Below are 19,855 nucleotides of genomic sequence, written 5' to 3'. Positions count from 1 at the left end.
ACGCCGGCGAGGGTGCTGCGCTGGAAGACGCCACGGTTCCAACCCGTGATGCGCTGGATTTGTCAGTGGCGACTCGTATCCTCACAATTCGTGAGCCTGACGTCGGTCATCGCTGATGATGATCACCCGTTGACTCGTTGGTTGGCCGCACATCTTCGACGCACGGCGGCGGTTCGTGCCTCGTATACCTCGGCGTTTCCTGTCCGACGGGTGCAGCGGCCGGTGGCGGCGGGTCGGACCGTGGTGCGATGGGATCTGCTGGGCGTGGCGGTGGACTTCCGTCTTCGTTGCGCGTTCGTTGCGCCGGAGGCGCCGCCGTCGGCCGTCGCGGGCGTGGCATTGGCTGGCGCCATCGGCGGACCAGGGCCACGACGCGTCGGTGAGGCACTGGTCGACGAGTACATGGAGCACCTGAGGACCTCCGGGCCGCACATCCGCAGGCGCTGCTGGCGGCTGGATCGAGAGGCAGAGGCACACCTGGACCGGTTGTGTTTCGCCTTGGCCTGGTTTGATCGGGTTTACCGGGATGGTGCGGTCGCCCCTGGTTCGCCTCTGGCTGGCGTGGTGGAAGGCGGCGACTTGGAGGCGTTGCTGGGGTGCGTTCCGGAGTACGTGGTCATGGACCTGCAAGTACAGGTGAAGCTGGCCGAGCGTGCGCTCGGAGGGCTGCGAGACGCTGCGGATGTGGCCGCCTGCCGGGCTGCGCCGACGTTCGCAGGCAGTAAAGACGTGGGTGGCGCCGACGCGGATCTGGTGGTCGGTAGGCGTCTGATGGAGATCAAGTCGATCTCGCGGCCCGAGGTGCTGACGGACCAGGCGATCTGGCAGCTTGCGGGGTACGTGCTGCTTGACTACGACGACGAGTATCGCTTCGAGGAAGTGGCGTACTACATGTCGCGGGTCGGCTGGTCGGCGACCTGGAGGGTCGAGGAGTTCTTCGGGTTGCTGGGCGCGCGATTGCCGCTGCACCAGTTGCGCGATGAATTCGCACGACAGTGTGCCGCCGCCGGTTCGGCGAGCGTCACGGGCGTTGACGGACACGGTGTGCGTCGTGACCGACGCCCGGAGGTGAATCTTGTTGTGGCCGATCGGCCAGGAGGGGGCGGAATCGAATGACGACACGGGGTGGGCTCGACGCAAGCTTGCTTGATCGTCGTGCCCGGATCACCTCGGCCGCCCTGCGGGCGGCATACGCATGGTCTGTGCGCGACCGCGAGCCGCGGGCGTTCGAGGAGGTTGCACGCATGACCGGTGTCGTGATGTTCGAGTTGGGGCCCAGTCGGGGTCCGGTGACGCCGCTGGACCTGGTGCGTTGTCTTCGCCGGCCGCTGAGCGCGCTGCTGCCCTCGATTTTGGATGGCGATGACGGCCGGTACGGCGGGAGCGTTGACGAGGTGGTGTTGCTCGACGACTGTGATGCGCTGACCGACGCCGCCTACGAGATCGGGTCCGACTATGTCCGTGAGGTGATCAGCGGACTCGACCCGGGGCGGGACTGGCTGCCATCGTGGTCGTGGATGCGGGCCAACGACGTCGAAAACGAGCTGTTCGCGAGGCTTATCGGCACCGCGGATGAGGCCGCGTACCGCACGGCCCGGCAGTTCGTGGTCGAGTGTCCCGCCGGTTCGGAGCAACTGCTGGTGGAGGAGTGCAACCGGCGGCAGGCGCACAGGGTGGCCCGATACGTGCCGATGACTGATGGACAGTCGTACCGCTGCGGTGAACGCCGATGGTGGTGGCCATGCCGTGTGTGCGGATGGCCGATGGACGTGCGGGGACAGATGGTGCGCTGCCGCTACCCCTACCACAACGCGACGTACCAGGTGACCGACCGGGGCAAGAGCGGCCCGGGGCTGATCGCCGTGGATCGGCGGCTGCCTATCGGTGTGGGGCGTGGGTTGCCAGAACTGCACGACGCCGACGGTGCGATGCAGGTGGAGGAGCCGGTGTGGCGGTTTGTCGTGGTTCCGGGGGCCACGGAGCTACGGCTGGCTCGACTGCTCACTGGGCTCGGGGCGACGGTCGAGTTGTATCCGGGCTGCGACCGCTACGACCTGGACATCGTGGTGGGCGACCGGCGCTGGGACGTCGACGTGAAGGAACACGCGACTGTGGAAGGGCTGTTGCGGCACATCCGGGAGAATCCACCATCGGCGCGGCACGTCGTGCTGCCCGACACCCACGCGGGCCAGGTCCACGCGGTGCGGGAGGCGTTGCCCACCTACACGGTCCTCACGGAGGGGCAGTTGGTGAGCCAAGTTAAGGGCGCGGTGCGGCGTCGGAAGCGGAGCGCGTCGTGACTCGCCAGCGGCAGGACGATGGTCTGGAGCAGAACAGCCTGCTGCTGCTCCGCGCGGCGGTGGGGCTTGCCGCGGTGCACTTTCCGCTGAAGGCAGATGCAGGCGCGGTGCTGGTGTCAAGCCGAGACGTGGCGTTTCTGCTTGATGGGCACGTCGATGTATGGCCCGCCTGGCGCGCCTTGAGCGGGGATGACACGCAGCGGATCGTGCGGTTGCTGAGGTTGCGGCGTGCGGAGTACGCCGATGGTGAATGGGTGCGCCGGGCGCTGCGACAGGGCTTGGATCAGGAGGGGCTGCCCGCCTGCCGGTTGGTCGCCGATGCGGACGACGCGCTGACCGTGGCCTGCGCACCAGGGATGCCGCTGCGTGACTTCATCGACGAGGCGCTGCGCGAGTTGGAGCGGCGTAGCACGGTCGGCCGGGGGAACATCCCAGTGGCCGGACCCGGTCGATACCACACCACCGTCCGGGTCACGGCCGGTAGTGGCATGGGACGGGTGGTGGACCAGCGGTACGTTCTGCCAGCCTACCCCTCTGTGGCGGAGCCGGCGGTTCCTGTGGTGCGCACCTCCCCGCCGGCGGACGAGATCCTGATTCCCGCGCACGAGCTCGTCGAGCTGGCTGCCAAGATTGACGCCGCTCGTGGTGGTGCCGGCTACCGCGCCCGCTACGTGACGAAGCTGTGCCAGCGGCTCCGGACCGCCGATGGGGCGGTGTCAGTCAACGGAATCCTCGGATTGCCAGCTGGCGAGACCCGGTTACTCAACGCGCCGACCGGCATCGGTAAGAGCGTGATCATGGAAGTGGTCGCCTGCTGGATGGCCGCCCACGAGCTGGTAGTTACCATCGTGGTGCCGACCAATGCGGACGTGCTCAAGCTCGTCCGAGCCGTGGAACAGGACCTTGAGGCACTGGGCGTGGATGCCTCGGCTACCTCCTTGATGTCGCCGTCGGCGCTGTTTGAGGTCGTTCACAAGGTGGTCCGCACCCGGCCGGCTTGGGACCCCGACGGCGAATGGACGATGGACCGGCTCGGCTACGGGTGCGCGCTGGCCGCGAGTGCGGAGACCGAAGGATCAGTCGACGGCTGGACGCCCGGGGCGGAGCCGTGCATCAGCCTGCAGCCGACTGGTGAGGAGACCGCGACCCGTCGGGCCTGTCCGTGGCGGACGACGTGCGGGAAGTTCCGCCTCGCGCGCGCCGCAGTCGATGCCGCCGTAGTCGTGACCAGTCACGCCAACTTTCATAGCGGCCGTCTGCACCTTCCAGTCCGCGACGAGGATGGACTGACCGATCGGATGACCGTCGAGGAGCTGGTGTTCCGCCGCAGCCACCTGGTCGTGATAGACGAGATTGACGCCTTCCAGAACAACGTGGTGTCGCAGGCGGCCCGCGGGCTGGTCCTGGACCGTCGCGGCAGCACCCGTACCCCTCTGCATGAGCTGGAGGCCGAGTACGTGCGGGCGGCCGGCCGGATCAACCGGGAGGTCGAGTCCAGCGTTCGGGACATGGTGCACCACTCGAAGTTCCTGGCGTCTCTGTACACCGCCGCGTTGTACTTCGGCACCATCGGCGTCGAGGGCACCGCAGGCGCGGCGACCGGCCGATACTGGCTGGTGCCCCGCCGCTGGGATGGCGCCCTCACCGCGCAGTTGTACGGCCTGGCCGAGCACGAACCACTGACACCGGAAATGGTCGGCGGGTTCAGGTCGCTGTTCCCAGGGGAGGAACCCCCGCAGGCCGACGAGCCCGCCGAGTTCGCCGAGGTGCGGCGGATTCTGGCTACGGTGACCGAGGTCGGCAGCGGCGCAACCAGACTGCAGGACAGCCGGGAACACCTCGACGAGCTGCTGACCGAGCGCATTCACGACGAGCAGGACAGGGCGAAGGTCATCAATCGGCTGCTTCAGCGGGCCATCTTGGACCGGCTGCGCCAGCATCTACGGCAGTTCGTTTTCGACGCCCCGCACCTGGCCGCCGCGGGTGTGCCAGCCGCTCGGGAGATTGCCGAAACGTTCGGCCCCTACAGTCGATGGCGGGCGCTGCCCAACGGCCCGCTCGGCCGGCTGCTATTCGCGTTCAGCCACCACATCGACCCCACCGGGCGTCTACCCATCCGGCTCAACGCGGCCGCGTTCGGCGGAGACCCACACGCCTACACCACCACCCTTGCCGACATCACCGCACTGTGCCGAGCCGGGACGCGCCGAGCAGTGCTGGGACTGTCTGCCACGGCGTTCTTCCCGCAGGCGCCGCACCACCACGTTCACCTCGAACCACACTGGTGGGTCACCGACGACGATCCGCAGGGAGTCCAGATCCTGCCCGCGTACGTCAACGAGCAGGTCGGCGACGAGCATCGGCTGGTGCGGGTGTCAGGCACAGAGGGAGCGCGGCGGCAGGAGGCACTGCGCCGTCTCGCCGAACTGCTGTGGCGCACCCGCCTGGACCAAGAACTCCGGCGCCTCGCGGATGAAGACCCGGACCGGCGTTTGGTGCTGCTGGCCACCACATCCTACGACGGTGCGCGGGCCGCCGCGGAGGGCCTGGTCCGGGCAGGTGCCGACCCCCGGCGCATCTGCCTGGCGGTCCGCCCGCAGGCGGCCCCGGACATCGGCGACGTCGGTGACGACCGGTCCGGTCAGGCTGGCTGGCGGGAGCTGGCCGCCGACCGGCTTGAAGAGGCTCCCGGCATGGGCGTGGACGTTCTCATCGCCCCGCTGGCCCGGGTCCACCGGGGCGTCAACATCATCGGTGCCGGCGACCGGTCCGCGCTGGGCTCGATCTGGCTGCTGGTGCGTCCGGTGCCGATCATCGACGAGCCCACCGAGCTTGTCGCCCACGTCAATGCCTACCCGCTCGCCCCGGACGCCAACGACGACGTACTGCGCGACCTGGAGCACCGGCCCGCGGACGTCCTCGACGCCCGCAAGCAGGCCGCCGGCCACTACTTCGAACAGATCGTGACCAGCTTGCCCTACTTCCGAACCATGCCCCGGGGAGTCCAGCTCTCGGTCACCGCGGAGATCATGAACGGCATCGTGCAGCTCGTCGGACGCGCCCGGCGCGGCGGCACACCTGCCACGATCTACCTCGCCGACGGCGCCATGCTGGACCCCAGCGGCGGCCCGACGTTCGGCACGCTCGTCCGCAGGCTACGCGACCACTGGGAGCAAACCGGCCAGCTGCCCCGAATGCGGGAGCTCTACGGCACCACGCTAACCGAGTTCTTCCGATACGCCGACGACGAAGCCAAGCTCCTCGCCTGACGGAAGGGAACGCCATGCTCGCTACCCTGGGATACCGCATCCCGGCCGAGCACGTCACCGACCTCCTCGGCCAGGTCACCGTCTATCCGTGGGGCGGCGACTTCGCCAGCGCCTGGCAGCGCCTGCCCCGCACGCCGCGCCGGGGCGGCGCACCCACCACCCCGCCATACCGGCAACTACTCACGGGACTGACTGCCGTACACGGCCAGCCGGTACGCATCATCGACGACTGGCAGCTATCCGACGACGACCGCGCCGCCGGTATCAAGGGCATGATCCTCACCACCGATCCGATCAACCCCTTCCGACTGACCACCTGTCTGCGCACCTTTGAGCGGCAGCTCCGCAAGGGCGAGGATCTCAACTCCCTCGCCCCGACGCTGCCATCGGCCGACGCCACCCGGGCGTTCCGCGACCACGTCACTGTCGCCGAGTCCGGTACCGCCACTGCTCCTGGCTGGCTATTCGACTCCGCGACCTGGGCGATCATGGCCCGGGTCGCCTCACTGAGGCTGCCCCTGGACGACAACGGGCCGCACCTTGCGCTCCGCATGGACACCGACGGGTCGCTGCTGGCCTGGGACAAACTCGTCAGCAACCAGTGGGGCGCCGACTACACGGGCTACGCGATGCTGCGCATCACCGCCCGCATCATCACCCTCCCCCGAGTGTCGGACCTCGCCGTCGTCTTCGACGCCCACCTATCCCGGATCAACAACCAATGGCGTGGGTCCAAGAACGCCTGGATTGACCGCGACAAGCTAGAACCACCGATCCTGCGGGTACCCGTCAAGAACGTGCCGCCCAAGGCGGACGGCGGCCGGTGGACCACAGAAGTCGCGAACCACGCCGCCGCGATCGCCCAGGCGTGCGGAATGGAGCGACTTGACCTCGAGCAAGACCTCCCACCACAGCCCGGGCGCGTTCGGCCATTGGTCCCTGGACCTCGCATCCACCCTGTCGGCAAAGGCCCCGGCGCGCGGCTCATGCTGCGCTTGGCCGAACACATCGCCAGGACCTGCCCCCACCTCGAACCGCTGGAGTGGGGCAAGGACAAGCACACCAAGGTCAAGACGCCTCGACGTCAGGTCCTCACCGATCCCAAGGACAAGGGCACCGAGAAGACCCTGCTGGTAACACCCGACATCATCACCGGCGCTGCCGCGGCTGCCGGATCCCACCGGCTCCGCCTTCTGTGCCTGTACGCGACATCCGCGGCCCGTCATCGCATGACCACCCAACTGGCCGCCGTCGCGCCCACAGCCGCAACAGTCCTCGACGATCAAGCCGTCGACGTGCATCCCGGCCTCGTCGTCTCCTTCCACCGTGTCACCGAACTACTCGAACATGGCAACCGCGACCGCATTGCACTGGCCAGCGACATTGAGGTGATTGCGAAACAGGAGACCGGCACCATCGTGGCCTGGGTTGAGACCGAGTACGACCCGAAGACCGGCAAGGCCACCGAGGATGCCAAAAACCCGGTACGCCGTCTCCTGTCCCGCCTCGACATCGCCACCCAGTTCCTCGCCACGCCGCCACCAACCACGGCTGACGCGCCACAGCGCCGGTCGGCCAGGACCGCGACGGCGACCATCGCCAAGGCTGACCATCCCGCGATGGCGGCCGCAGCTGACCTGCTGTTGCGCACCACTGGCGTTCTGCATCCGGACCTGGCTCGCGACATCCTTCAGGACTTCCTTGAGGGCACGGGACACTCGTCAGTCCACCTGGTGGGGTTGCACTCCCGCCTGCAGCACTCCGCCGTTGACGGCGCTGCGCCGAATTTCGTGGTCACCGCAACCGCCATCCAGGCCTACGGAGACCCGCAGCGGTTCTGGCAGGTACGTATGTGGAGCGACGCCGCCAACCGGTGGGTGCCGCAACCGGACGGCATCGCGCATTTTCATGCTGGACCAATCGGCTCGACTCAGCGCGGTCGCGGAGGCATCAAGGCCGTCCAAACTCGCTTCCATGTCGAGTCGATTCTCGATGCGCTGCCTGCCGGCCCCGTAGTCATCATGGTTGACGCGACGACGTTGCGATCCATCTATCCCGGCCTGCAGAATCATCACTTTGGGGTCGGCGCGTTGCCTGCGGTCAGCCTTACCGCTCAGCGTGACGTCGCGGTCGTTCGCTGCAACACGAGCCGTGAGGTGCCCCGACCGGTCCACCGCCACGGCGGCCACCAGCCCGGTGATCCCCGCCAACCGGCCGCCCCCGACCGCTACGTGTATCAGCTAGCCGCCAGCAGCGTCTGGCTGTTTCCGAAATCGTCGCGTGTTTACCGCGCCAAGGGCGGCAGCATCGGGGCCAGATATACCCCATGGACTCTTCCCGACAACCTTAGACACCTCGTCAGGGATGACTGGCATGCCTACACCGGCACCGAGATCGCCGTCCCGCAGGCCGGCATCTGGAGCGAACGAGCCCTCGTCCTGCTCACCGCTCGTCTGTGTGACCACACCTTGACTTGGGACGACCGCACCCTTGCGCCCATGCCGCTGCACCTGGCCACCCGCGCCGACCTCACACACCCTGACTACAGGACCGACGAGGAAACGGACACGTAGCGGGGAACGGTCACCCTCGGAGCGAGGGTGCGGCTACGCCGTGCTCCGGTGCGTCATGGGCGCGTTGCCTTCGCCGCCAGATGGGCATCGCACTCTGACGCTTGTGCGGCTGCGGACGATAACGTCCCGTGGGTGCTTCTCTGAGTAGGCATCAATCTTGGATGACGGCGAACACGGTGCATCGACGGTCGGAGCAACTCGAGTACCTGCTGCTCTAGGCCGTGTCTCCCGGATCATGGCTTGGGGTGGTCCGGTTTCGCGCGTAGCCAGATGAGGATGTCGGCGATCTGCACGGTGGCGCGGTAGCGGCAGGCGAGCTTGTCGTACCTGGTGGCCACGGCGCGGAACTGCTTGCGCCGGTTCATCAGCCGTTCGATGGTGTTGCGCTGCCGGTAACGCTGCGGGCGGAAGGTGGGTGGACGGCCACCGCGTGACCCTTTCCGAGCCCGGTTGGCTTTCTGGTCGTCTTTCTCGGGGATGTCGTGCGGGATGCGTCGGGCTCGCAGTGCCTGGCGGTTGCCGCGCGAGCTGTACGCCTTGTCCGCCGAGAGGGAACCGAGGCGTTTGCGCGGACGGCCGATCCGGCCGGGATGTGCCACCGCCACGTCGTCGAGCAGCCGCACCAGTTGGCGGGTGTCGTGGTCCTGGCCTGGGGTCAGGTGGCTGGTCAGGTTCCGGCCTCGCCCGTCCCCGATCGTGTGGATCTTCGTGGTCCACCCGCCGCGCGACGTGCCGAGCCCTTCCCGTCGCGCTGCGTCACGGCTGCTCAGCCCCCTTTACGGGCGCCGGCGGCGTGCTGGTGGGCGCGCACGATCGTGGAATCGGCGTTGCCGTGCCAGTCCAGGCTCCCGGCAGCGTCCGCGTCGGCCTGCAGCATCGCCTCGATCCGCGCCCAGGTCCCGTCCTCCTGCCAGCGGGTGAACCGCTTGTACAGCGTCTTCCACGGCCCGTACCGTGTCGGGACGTCCCGCCACGGCACCCCGGTACGTACCCGGAACACGATCCCGTTGATCACCTGCCGGTGATCACGCCACCGCCCACCCCGCTGCGGTGTCATCGCCGGCAGCAACGGCGCGATCCGCGCATACTCGACCTCCGTCAGTTCAAACCGCCCACTCACGACAGACGTGGATAGCCGAATCTGCACCAAAGATCCAGGAGACACGCCCTAGCCCACCAGGTGACGGTCACCCGATCCGGGCAACGGCAGTTCGTGGAGCCGGCGCCGACGCACTGCTCCGGACCGGACCGGCACGCGTTCCGCCCCGGAAGATGTCCGTCGGCTGGACACCCTGTCCGTGCCCGCCGCCGGCTGCCCACCGCGGCCACCACAGCTGGACGTGCCGGCGGTGCTCGTCAACGACCTACCACCCCCCGCTTCGGACGAGGTAGTCCCCGACGAACGCCTCGACGCTGCAGTGGACCGGCGCCGGGGGGAACGGCAGCGGACAGCCGTCCGAGGCGGGCCGCAACTTGTTAGAGGCCGAGTTGGACCGGCTGGTCCGGCGACCCCGCTGTGAGAAGTGCTGTCAAGGGTGTTGTGAGGTCGCGGGGCGAGAACAGCTCAGGTCCCGTATAACCAGCGATCTCCGAGAGCTGCCACCACCGGAACGCGGCCAGGTTCTCCTCCGCAGCGAGTTGGTCGTCTGTCAGCTCGCCGCGGGGCTGGAAGTGGTTCGCGCGGATGAGGAAGTAGTCGTTGATCATGCCGTCGAAGCCCGGCACCTGGTCGGCGGCCACGACTTCTTGGTGCCAGACGTGCGGTGGATCGGCGGTGATCGCCAGACCGGTCTCCTCACGCAGTTCACGGCGCAAAGCCGTCAGCCGGTCCTCACCGGTTTCGATGCCGCCGCCTGGGGCCGCCCAAACGGCCTTCGCCTGCTCTGGCACCGCCGGGTGAGGAGAGACGAACCGGCAGAGCAGGATCCGGTCGTCCTCATCAAGGATGATCGCGCGGACGGAGCGGCGCAGGTGCGGCGTCACGGCATGTCGGACGCGGCGGCGAGGCGGATGATGATCGGCACCGCCGCAGACTATCAACCGTCCGCTTGCCCCACCTTGTCAGCTGCGATCGTTGGCTGCGGGTTCCAGACCAGCCATTTCTCGGCAACGGCGGCCTCAAGGTTGATGCCTTGGCGCCTGGCATGGCCAGCACCGTCGGCATGTCGATCATCCAGCCCGTCCCGGGCTCCGTCCCACGCCCCGATCCGCCGTACAGCAGAGAAATCGGGTCGTGCGAGTCCCCGGCAAACGCGGCCCGGCCGGTGAACAAGTGCATCGGCATGCCTGGCAGCGTAACGGCGTGCCTTCACCGCTCGGGTCCGGCGCGCTGCCGGCCGGACTGATGTTGGCCAGCCCGGCCCGGTCGATGAGACCAGCTCCGGCTGCTGGGCGCTCGCATGGCCCTGCCACAGTGGATCTCATGACAATGAGATGCTTCTATGACTGTCAAGTGGTGCTGGTGGCTGGGTGTGGGTTGGTCAGGGTTTTGAAGAGTTGTCGGTAGGGGCCTGCTGCACGGATAGGTGACATCTGAGATGGCTTGCCCTGTGGGCGGGCTGGAAGGATGTTGCTGTGCCCAAGCCCTACCCCCGGGAGTTCCGCGATGATGTCGTGCGGGTGGCCCGTGACCGCGAGCCAGGCGTAACGGTCGAGCAGATCGCCAAGGACTTCGGGGTGCACCCGATGACGCTGTTCAAGTGGCTGCGCCAGGCCGACGTCGACGCGGGGGCCATGCCTGGGACGGCCGGCAGTGAGTCGGTCGAGCTGTGCGAGGCCCGCAAGCGGATCACGTTGCTGGAGCAGGAGAACGAGGTCCTGCGCCGGGCCGCTGCCTACTTGTCGCAGGCGCATCTGCCGGGAAAGGGCTCTACCCGCTCGTGAGCGAGCTGGCCGCCGAGGGGATCCCCGTGGCGGTGACGTGTCGGGTGTTGAAGATCGCTCGTCAGCCTTACTGCCGGTGGCTGGCCCGACCAGTCACCAGCGCCGACCTGGTGGCGGCGTATCGGGCCAACGCGTTGTTCGACGCCCACCGTGATGATCCGGAGTTCGGCTACCGGTTCCTCGTTGACGAGGCTCGTGATGTGGGGCAGCCGATGGCCGATCGCACCGCGTGGCGGATCTGCTCCGGGAACGGCTGGTGGAGCGCGTTCGGCAAGAAGAAGCGTCGCGGCAAGGGCGGTAAGGTCGGCCCGCCGGTGCATGACGATCTCGTGCGCCGGGACTTCACCGCCGAGGGCCCGAACCGGTTGTGGCTGGCCGACATCACCGAGCACCACACCGCCGAGGGCAAGCTCTACTTGTGCGCGATCAAGGACGTATGGTCCCACCGGATCGTCGGCTACTCCATCGACTCTCGGATGAAGTCCCGCCTGGCCGTCACCGCCCTGAACAACGCCGCCGCCAGACGCGACGACCTGGCCGGCTGCATCCTGCACACCGACCGCGGATCCCAATTCCGGTCCAGGAAGTTCGTCCGAGCCCTGCACCGCCACCACATGGCCGGATCGATGGGCCGCGTCGGCGCCGCCGGCGACAACGCCGCCATGGAATCCTTCTTCGGACTCCTGCAGAACAACGTCCTCAACCGGCGATCATGGGCCACCCGCGAGCAACTACGGATCGCGATCGTGACCTGGATCGAACGGACCTACCACCGCCGCCGACGCCAGCGGTCACTGTCCCGGTTGACCCCCGTTGAATTCGAGGCCATCATGCACCCACCGGCCAGTCAGGCCGCGTGACTACACCTGTCACCTACCGGTGCAGCAGACCCAGGATCGCAACCCTGACCTGGTAACAAGGACGGCCGCCCTCGTTCATGACGTCGTCGATCACCAGCGGCAACAGTCCCGATAGTACCTCTCGCAAGATCATCAACCTTGGTTACATGATCTTAAAAAAGAACATCGACTGCGGTAGGCGCTACGTGTCGTCCTGTCATCCCCATGATTGCTTTGCGCTGTCCGTTTTGAAATGCTGTCGGCGAAGGCATCGAGGAGGGGGTCCCGTGTCGGAGGATGAGCTGGTTTTGGCAGTCGGCGAGCCTCCGATCAACTTTCGCGCGCACGAGCTCCGAGCCGGTAACCTCGCCGGTGCCCGCGACGACTTCGAGCAGATGATTCGTGAGTTGGTGGCCGCGTGCCACCGAGGTGCGCGCCTGATCGCGGCCAACCCGGGCGACTGGGGTATCGACGTCGTGGTCGGTGACCTGGCGGGGCAGATCGTGATCTGGCAGGCGAAATACTTCATGCCTGTGGTGACCGCCTCCCACCAGGGCCAGATCCGCGAGTCCTTTTCGTCTGCCATGAAGGCTGCGGCGGAGCATGGCCACAAGGTGCGCAGGTGGACCTTGTGTGTTCCCGCGAGCATGGACGCCCCGATGGACAAATGGTGGTCCACGTGGAAGAAGAAGGCGGAGAAGGACTTCGAGGTCAAGATCGAGCTGTGGCACGAGGGTGAGTTGCGGCAGCGTCTGATCTCGCCGGACGCTGCTAACGTCCGGCGCCACTACTACGACCCGTACCACAACCCGGCAAAGCCGAAACTGGACCGACCCGGGGTGGTCCAGGTCGAGCCGGAGAAGGCGACCGCCCTAGAGACCGCGCTGTTCGTCAGGCAGCTCCGGGAAGCCGGGCACCAGCAGGTCAGCTCGGCGAAACTGGAGTTCTTCAACGCCGAGCTGATCGCGCGCGAGATCGTCGACAAAGATGTCCCCGCTGAGGTAACTGCCCTCGTTGAGGCAGATGCGACCGTGCACAGCATCTGGGAGACGTCTTTCAACGAGGTGGCCGAGCTGCACCCCACTGGCCCCAAACTGCCGGGTCTGCACGCGTCGGTGATGAGGCAGATTCGCGGCATGGGCGACTCCTGGCCAGCGGAGCTACGGTCGACGCCCGTGCATCGGTGCGGCATGATGCACCGGATTGTCGAGGACGGCCGTGCGGGCTGGGTCCCCCACTGGGAAGACGTGGTTGTGAAGCATCGGGACGAGCAGCCAGCGCAGATGCCTGCGCCGGTCCAGCGGGATCCTGACGTCGAGTCCGCTGGAGCCCTCACATGACCGCGCCGTCGGACTCAGTCCACGCCGTCCACCGGTCGCCGGTGGCGGTGCCGGAGGACGACACGGTGTTCCGGCTGGCCCAACTTGTGCTTCTCCTCCACGTGGTCGCCGAGTTCCATCCAGATGGTGTGGAGCTGGAACGGCTCGGCGCATACGACTTCATCGCCGCGAACCCCCTGCTAATGGCGTCGAGCGATGACGACCCAGACCGGTTCGAACTTCTCATGGCGGGCTTCGACGACCGGGCGTTGTCCTATGCGAGCGCGGCGCAGAGGTTTGCCACCCGGCGAGAGCGGCTCAAGCACGACCTGGCGCTCCTGCTCGCCTACGATCTGGCGACCACCGCAGTCCGTGGCCACGTGCTATACCGGTTGACGAACGCTGGCGTCGACATGGCGATGCGGTTCACCGCCATGTATGCGCGCTCCTACACGACCGCGGCGACCATTGTCGTGCGCAGGTTGAGGAAGGTCCGGCCCGGACCGCTTCGGGAGCGGGTGAGCGAGTGGACTCGCCAGTCCTCGGGCCCTAACCGCATCGACCTGGCCGACCTGTTCGTGGAGCCCGAAGCGCTGAACGAAGCGGACGCCTTCGCTCAAGACAGCGTGGGTAGGCCGTCATGACAACACCCGCGAACTCCGCGTTGTCGCCGCAGGGCAGACGAGGCATCCGAATCCGCCGGCTACGGCTCGTCGGACCCGAACGTCACTACCAAGTCGACTTCGTCGATCCTGAGACAGGCAATCTCAACTCCTTGTCTGTCATTGCTGGGGCCATCAGCACGGGCAAGTCGACCGTCCTGGAGTTCATCGACTACTGCCTAGGCGCGAGTGACTACCCCCGACACCCGGAAGTGATCGCGAAGGTCCTACACGCCTTTGTTGAGCTGGAACTTTCCGGTACGCCCTATGTCATCGAGCGTGGCCTCGGCGATCAATCCAGCCACGTCTTCCTTCGCCCCGGCAGGCTCGATGACGGCGCTGGCCCCCCTGTCGAACGGCGGCCGATCAAACCGCCCGGCAGCCCGGACAGCCTTTCCTCCCTCCTGCTGATGCATTGCGGGCTGGAAGGCGTCCAGCTCCGCGAGGCCCCTACCCAGGCAAACTCCGGCACAGATCCGCTTAGTTTTCGAGATTTGATGAGTCTGTGTTTTCTACCCAACGAGCGCGTGGCCAGCAAGTCCCTGCTGTTCGAGACCCAGCACATGAAGGCACTCAAACTGCGCCAGGTCGTCGACGTGATGTTCGACGTCCACGACGACCGCGCGGTAGACCTCGGACAGCGCATCAAAGACCTGGAGACACGGCTGGCCCGGGCACGGGTGGCGTACGAAGCGGCACAGCAAATTGTCGAGGAACAGCGACTCGGTGGTCGCATGGAGCTGGAAATGGCCCGTGACCGAGCGGCCGAGGAGCTCGCCGTCCTTGCCCGAGAACAGGACGCAATCGACCAGCGTGTAGCCGCCGCCGCAGGATTCGCCGAGGCACAGCGGCGGCGGCACCAAGCAGCCGCGGAAGAAGCACGTCGCGCTGAATCGATCCTTCGTGACCGGGAAACCCAACTCCGCCGGATGGTTCCGCTGCGGGCACAGTACGCCGCCGACGTGGCCAAGCTGATCATGCTCACTGAGGCGCATCAGCTCTTCGACCCGCTCCAGATCAAGGTTTGCCCAGCATGTTTGTCCGCCCTCGGGCGAACCATCGAGGTCGAAGACGGGGCGTGCGGCTTGTGCCATACCCGGGTCGCCGAGGCGACTGGCGCGCTGACTCTTGGCGACGTAGTGCCCTGCGCCCCGCCGGAGCGGGACGAGGTCATCGATGGCACGGCTGCCGGGCCGAGCGAAGAAGACGGCACCCTGCCGGACGTCGACAGCTTCCTCAGCCCGTTCGATGTCAGCACTGAGCTGCGCGCGACCAAAGCACGCCTGGCCGAACTAACCAGGTTCGTGGATGACTTGGACGCCGAGGTTAACCAGCTCAGGCGGCGCGTGGAAGCCGCTCGCAATGCTGAACAGCAAGCAGCAGCCGAAGTTGACCACGTCACCACTCGGGCGATCAGCCCGTACCTCGCCGAACGTGACGCTCTTGCCCGGCGGCGCCAAGACGCCACCGCCACGGCTCAGCTCGCCGCGGCGGGGTTACAAGTGGTCAGCAGCCTTGAACGACGAGCCAACGACGTACTCCGCTTGGACACCTCGGTCAAAGCCCTTCGCGAGGAGCTCGCCACTGCTGGGCAAGATCAGACGGACCGATCCGCGGTCATCCGAACCATCAGTGACCGGTTCGCCGCGATCCTGGCCGACTGGCGGTATCCGAAACTGAGTGGCGCCCGTCTGAACGACGAACTGGTCCCGTTCGTGCGCGACCTCCGATACACCTCGGCATCCTCCGGCGGCCGGACCCTGATCTCCCTCGCGTGGATCCTCGCGATCTTCGAGGTCTCCTGGGAGTCGGGTGGCTCCCACCCTGGCTTTCTTTTCCTGGACAGCCCTCAGAAGAACCTCGGGCAAACCGGCGAACGCGATGCCGAGTTCGCCGACACCGTCACGATCGGGGACTTCTACAAGCACCTGCACACCTGGCTCACCGGCCGCGGGGCCGGGGCTCAGATCGTCATCGTCGACAACGCGCCGCCCGCCGAGGTCGAAGACGATGTTGTCGTTCGTTACTCCGGACGGGCGGACCAACCGCCCTATGGCCTCATCGACGACGCAGTCGCCTGAAGCCCTGCGCGGGCTGTACCCGCAAGCGGCCGAGCGCATCCCGGACTCCACCCGGTCATATATGTGTTCCGCTTTGAGCGCACTGCCATAGAAAGCCGCAATCGTGGCCCGGCTGGCGCGGACGAGCCACCTAACCAAAGCGCCTGTGCGCTACCCGAGCAGGACCGCGACCACGATGCTGATGAGCGCGACGAAGAACCCGGCTATGGTCCACAGCGTCTGCCGGCGGGTCCATCGCAGGCTCGACCGGGCCACGTTCTCGCTATCCGGCGATTCGGGACTCGCACCGGCGTTGCCGCGACCAGCCTGGTTGACCTGGATCTGGTTGTTAGAGCCGCTGACGTACAGGGCGACAGCCTGGTCGGCAGCCGCCGACAGGGGAGCAGCACCGCCTGCATCCTGCTGCGCTTCACCCGCTTCCGCCCGCACCTCCATCACGATCGAGACGGCCGCGGTGCGCACCCGGTCGAGCAGGCCTTCGTAGGCTGCGGCGGCGATGCTCCAGTAGATGCGGCTGTACACCGGACGGCCGGCGTTCTGCGCGATGGCGGCACGCAGCCTTGATTCGTCAGGCACGTCGAAGACGATGAGCCCGCGGCTGTGCTGGTGTGCTCTGGCAACGATCGCCGCGATCTCGGCGACGCTGTCGCGAACCTCGCTGCGGCCGTCCATCTCGATGAGAATCTTCCGCACCTCGTCAGGGACCAGGTGCAACGCGATCCGCTCATGCTGGCCATGGGCCGGGCCGCAGTGAACGTCGCCGAGCAATGCCGCACCGACCGTCCGGTATGCCGGCAGGGCGTCATCGGCACGGTAGCCGTTCAACTCGCGCTGAGCCCATTCACGTAGCCGCGCTGAGCGGACTTCCGCTCCGATGGCGAGGCACATGCGTAGGCAATCTGGGAGCGGGGTGTCGCCGAGTAGCGCACGCTCGATATCAGCGAGACGCCGCATAGTGGAATCGGGCACGGGCAACATGATGCCATCGACAGGTTCGGTTGACGGCGGTGACGAGTGACCCCTCTGTTCCGGGCGGTTCCCAGGGCGGTGATTCCACGGTGCCCGCGGTCGTAGACGCCGTTTGGGCAGCGGTTGCATCGGACGGGCGGCCTATGACGGCGATGTCGGGTCGGAGGATGGGCATGTCAGCTCTTGATTACGGTTCCGGGCCTGAGGGACGCCTGCGAGTACCAGCAGGTGCCGTTGCCGGGAATGCAGCCTCCCGATCGGCCACGGCGTCGGGTGTCGTAGCCGGCGACCGGCCGCGTCGTCAGAGTGGGCCGTGCACGAGCGCGTCGTGCAGTACGGCGGAGGGGTCGACGCTGAGGTCGAGCGGGTCCGGAGGGACGTTGGCGGCGGCGAGGAAATGGCGATCGTGGCTGCTCCGTGGCTGCTCGGACGTCGGGGAACCAACGCGGACGGGCCGCTACACGCTTGGACACGACGGGAAGCACCGAGCCCACTAGCCCATCGACAAGCGAGGATGGGCCGGTTCCGCAGGGCGTGGACCTGCGAAGAATCTGCCGGACCTAGATGGATCCAGGAGTCTGTTGACGGGCCGAGTCATTGATAGAGTGCTACACGTGGACGAGGCTGCTGTGGCTCGTGACTACGGATCAGATGCTCGCATGCGGTAGGTGCCCACGTTCTCGGCGGTGCGGCAGAGCCCTCTGGGTGCCCATAATCGTCATTCCGGACCCGCCGGGTCCGGTCCTCGCCCCCGCGCCGAACCCGGAGGCCCGCCGCGCCCGTGTTCGCGCCACTGCCCGGCGCTGTCGGCGCGCAGTAGGCGCTCAACCATGCGTAGTGCCTCCGGCTCCGTCTCGAACTCCCAGCGCAGCACCTTGCCCGTCTCGGTGTCCCCGGCGCGGGCGACCACCGTCCAGCGCGTGCGGCGGATGAGCCACACGTCCCGGCGTGCCAGGCGCCCCCAGATTCCGTTCCACCACCGCCGGACCTCCTCATCCACACGATGATCGTACGCATGTTCGATAACGTGGCGGGCTGGGGTGGCGAATCAGCGGGGGAGTGGGTCACTCGCAGCGGTCCTCGGCGCCGCGGCCGTACGGCTCGCAGCAGTCGGGGCGGTGCCGGTAGACCCGCAGGTCCCGGCCGTGCCGGTGGCTGTACTCGGTCGTGATCTCGTAGAGGCAGGCCTGCCACGCGACGGTCTCCCCGCCGCCGGGCACCACCTGTCCGTCACCTGGCCCGCCGCGCAGCAGCACGTCCACCCTTCGACGGTACGTCCCCCGTGAGCGCGCGAGGCGGGACTCTGCTCGCCGGAGCGGGCGGCGCTGCGGCCCGGCTGGTCTTCCGGACTGAACGCGTCGTCCAGGGATCGCCCGTCGGTAGCTGCGGCGAGGGCTTTTCACCTGCACGTGCACCTGGCCCAGCGCGAAGCGCACTACGACCACCCGCTGGCGCCATTCGTTGTCGCGGATCTGGGCCCGGCGCAGCCTGTGTCTCTCCCACGATGACGTGGGGGTGGGCGGAGGATGAGCGGAACGTGCGGCCGGCGTGGTGGGGACGGGAGGTGACTCCCGCCCGCTCGCCGGCGGGCGCCGCAGCGAAGCCGGTGCTGCGCCGCCCAGTCGCGCCGATGCTCGCGGCGCCGGTCGACGTCGTGCCTGAGCATCCGGGTCTTGTGCACGAGCCGAAGTGGGACGGGTGGAGGTGTATCGCCTTCCGCGAGGCCGACGGTGTGTACCTGCAGTCGAGGGCCGGCCGGAACCTAACCAGGTACTTCCCTGACATCACCCGCACGCTGCGGGCGTCTATGCCGTCGGGCGTGGTGCTCGACGGTGAACTGGTCGTGTGGGAGCGTGGCCGGACGAACTTCGCGCAGTTGCAGCGGCGTGTTGCGGCCGGCCGCGGCGTGCTGCGGCTGGCACATGACTGCCCCGCCCACTACGTGCTGTTCGATCTACTCGCGGACGTCGACGGCCGGGTGATCCTCGACATGCCGTTGTCGCAGCGACGGGCTCGGCTCGAGCTGCTGCTCGCCGACGTTCCAGCGCAGCTGACCTTGACTCCGCAGACGGCCGACATGCGGCAGGTGGGGGACTGGCTGATGAACTGGACCGTCGCGGCGGGTATCGAGGGCGTGGTCAGCAAGCGCCTGGTCGGCCGGTACCAGCCCGGCAGACGCGGCTGGTCGAAGTACCGCACCCGAATCGTTACCGAGGCGATCATCGGCGGGGTGACCGGCAGTCTGCGCGAACCAGACACGTTGCTGCTGGGCCGGTTTGATCGGTCGGGCCGGCTCCGCTACACCGGCCGCACCCACCCGCTCAACGTCGAGGGACGGCGGGAGTTCGAGGCGGTGCTGTCTCCGCTGCGGTTCGGGCGGCGCCGGCGGGCTGCCGTGGTGCATCCGTGGCCGCAGCCGTTGCCTGCGTCTTGGTCAGGGCAGCTGGACCGGCCGGAGCCGCTGGAGTACGTGCAGGTGGAGCCGACGGTGGTGGTGGAAATCGAGGCGGACGTGGCGTTCGAGCACCAGCGGTGGCGCCATCGGGTCAGGGCTGTCCGGGCTCGCCCGGACATGTCGGCGTGCGACGTTCCGCTGCTGCTCGGAGAGCAGGAGGGCTACTTCGGCGAGACGTAGAACGACATCGAGCGACCATCCGCATGCTCAAGCAGACCCTCGGCTGGACCAACCCGAAGCTGCGGGACCCGCACGCCGCCGACTGGTAGACCTGGCTGGTGCTGGCCGCCTACATCCAACTGCGTCTTGCCAGCACCGCAGCCAGCGAGCTGCGCCGGCCCTGGGAACGCCCCGTCACTCGGAAGGTTCTCACTCGCCCGTGTCTGCCGCAGTTCCGGCATTTGCCGCTAATAGGTCCTAACAAAGTCGTACGACGTGTCGGTACGTGATGATGCAGGTGGCCAGGCCGAGGAAGGCTTCGTGGATGTCGTCGCGGCGTTCCCAC

14 protein-coding genes are annotated in these 19,855 nt (G+C 67.4%); 9 read left to right on the top strand and 5 right to left on the bottom strand.

Translation table 11 applies throughout. The annotated features are described in order from the left end of the window. The first annotated feature begins 90 nt into the window (after positions 1-90). The 4 genes from ACZ6O2_RS31640 to ACZ6O2_RS31625 are packed head-to-tail and all read left to right on the top strand — an operon-like array spanning position 91 to position 8,142. Positions 91-1,116, top strand: coding sequence for a hypothetical protein (locus ACZ6O2_RS31640; RefSeq protein ID WP_466025483.1), 1,026 nt, complete (start codon positions 91-93; stop codon positions 1,114-1,116). Next, a complete protein-coding gene (locus ACZ6O2_RS31635) occupies positions 1,113-2,300 on the top strand; it encodes a restriction endonuclease-related protein (protein ID WP_466025482.1) in 1,188 nt (395 codons plus the stop codon). Before ACZ6O2_RS31640 ends, ACZ6O2_RS31635 begins: the two co-directional genes overlap by 4 nt. Beyond that, a complete protein-coding gene (locus ACZ6O2_RS31630) occupies positions 2,297-5,569 on the top strand; it encodes a hypothetical protein (protein ID WP_466025481.1) in 3,273 nt (1,090 codons plus the stop codon). The genes ACZ6O2_RS31635 and ACZ6O2_RS31630 overlap by 4 nt, the downstream gene beginning before the upstream one ends. 14 nt (positions 5,570-5,583) lie before the next feature. Beyond that, entirely contained in the window at positions 5,584-8,142 is a 2,559-nt protein-coding gene (locus tag ACZ6O2_RS31625; RefSeq protein ID WP_466025480.1) for an RNaseH domain-containing protein, read from the top strand. 233 nt (positions 8,143-8,375) lie between these two features. On the opposite strand, the gene ACZ6O2_RS31620 is transcribed toward ACZ6O2_RS31625, so the two are convergent. Together ACZ6O2_RS31620 and ACZ6O2_RS31615 are read right to left on the bottom strand one after the other, a co-directional pair. Continuing rightward, positions 8,376-9,199, bottom strand: a protein-coding gene (locus ACZ6O2_RS31620) for an IS5 family transposase (protein WP_466025490.1) whose coding sequence is annotated in 2 segments (ribosomal slippage) — positions 8,376-8,911 and positions 8,911-9,199 — 825 coding nt in all. Because the reading frame shifts where the segments join, the coding sequence is not laid out codon by codon here. Positions 9,200-9,618: 419 nt separating this feature from the next. Beyond that, positions 9,619-10,125 (bottom strand): NUDIX domain-containing protein, encoded by a 507-nt coding sequence (locus tag ACZ6O2_RS31615; protein WP_466025479.1) that lies wholly within the window; start codon positions 10,123-10,125, stop codon positions 9,619-9,621. A gap of 591 nt (positions 10,126-10,716) precedes the next feature. Between ACZ6O2_RS31615 and ACZ6O2_RS31610 the strand changes: the two genes are divergently transcribed. The 4 genes from ACZ6O2_RS31610 (at position 10,717) to ACZ6O2_RS31595 (ending at position 15,926) form a co-directional block, all read left to right on the top strand. Next, a protein-coding gene (locus tag ACZ6O2_RS31610; RefSeq protein ID WP_466025478.1) for an IS3 family transposase occupies positions 10,717-11,885 on the top strand; the annotation gives its coding sequence in 2 pieces (ribosomal slippage) (positions 10,717-11,001 and positions 11,004-11,885; 1,167 coding nt in all). A gap of 266 nt (positions 11,886-12,151) precedes the next feature. Beyond that, positions 12,152-13,204, top strand: a complete 1,053-nt coding sequence (locus ACZ6O2_RS31605; protein WP_466025477.1) for a hypothetical protein — start codon at positions 12,152-12,154, stop codon at positions 13,202-13,204. After that, positions 13,201-13,827 carry a hypothetical protein gene (locus tag ACZ6O2_RS31600; RefSeq protein WP_466025476.1) on the top strand — a complete coding sequence of 209 codons (627 nt, stop codon included), beginning with the start codon at positions 13,201-13,203 and terminating at the stop codon, positions 13,825-13,827. The genes ACZ6O2_RS31605 and ACZ6O2_RS31600 overlap by 4 nt, the downstream gene beginning before the upstream one ends. After that, the gene (locus ACZ6O2_RS31595; protein ID WP_466025475.1) at positions 13,824-15,926 is read left to right on the top strand and encodes a DNA recombination protein RecN; all 2,103 of its coding nucleotides are present in this window, start codon (positions 13,824-13,826) and stop codon (positions 15,924-15,926) included. Before ACZ6O2_RS31600 ends, ACZ6O2_RS31595 begins: the two co-directional genes overlap by 4 nt. A gap of 150 nt (positions 15,927-16,076) precedes the next feature. Here ACZ6O2_RS31595 and ACZ6O2_RS31590 read toward each other — a convergent pair whose 3' ends face one another. The 3 genes from ACZ6O2_RS31590 to ACZ6O2_RS31580 form a co-directional block, all read right to left on the bottom strand. After that, positions 16,077-16,880, bottom strand: a complete 804-nt coding sequence (locus tag ACZ6O2_RS31590; protein WP_466025489.1) for an AbiTii domain-containing protein — start codon at positions 16,878-16,880, stop codon at positions 16,077-16,079. A 733-nt stretch (positions 16,881-17,613) separates the two neighbouring features. Beyond that, positions 17,614-17,895 (bottom strand): hypothetical protein, encoded by a 282-nt coding sequence (locus tag ACZ6O2_RS31585; protein ID WP_466025474.1) that lies wholly within the window; start codon positions 17,893-17,895, stop codon positions 17,614-17,616. A 64-nt stretch (positions 17,896-17,959) separates the two neighbouring features. Further along, a complete protein-coding gene (locus ACZ6O2_RS31580; RefSeq protein ID WP_466025473.1) occupies positions 17,960-18,157 on the bottom strand; it encodes a hypothetical protein in 198 nt (65 codons plus the stop codon). Positions 18,158-18,459: 302 nt separating this feature from the next. Here ACZ6O2_RS31580 and ACZ6O2_RS31575 point away from each other — a divergent pair, with 302 nt between their 5' ends. Then, entirely contained in the window at positions 18,460-19,530 is a 1,071-nt protein-coding gene (locus ACZ6O2_RS31575) for an ATP-dependent DNA ligase (protein WP_466025472.1), read from the top strand. Positions 19,531-19,855: the final 325 nt, after the last annotated feature.

The sequence above is a fragment of the Micromonospora sp. NPDC048040 genome, assembly GCF_055587185.1.
Note: the sequence above shows the minus strand (reverse complement) of the source record. Positions and strands in the feature narration are given on the sequence as shown.

Coding starts and splice junctions, on each gene's coding strand:
- ACZ6O2_RS31590 (WP_466025489.1), bottom strand. CDS start 16,880: ATGCGGCGTCTCGCTGATATCGAGCGTGCGCTACTCGGCGACACCCCG.
- ACZ6O2_RS31595 (WP_466025475.1), top strand. CDS start 13,824: ATGACAACACCCGCGAACTCCGCGTTGTCGCCGCAGGGCAGACGAGGC.
- ACZ6O2_RS31625 (WP_466025480.1), top strand. CDS start 5,584: ATGCTCGCTACCCTGGGATACCGCATCCCGGCCGAGCACGTCACCGAC.
- ACZ6O2_RS31600 (WP_466025476.1), top strand. CDS start 13,201: ATGACCGCGCCGTCGGACTCAGTCCACGCCGTCCACCGGTCGCCGGTG.
- ACZ6O2_RS31635 (WP_466025482.1), top strand. CDS start 1,113: ATGACGACACGGGGTGGGCTCGACGCAAGCTTGCTTGATCGTCGTGCC.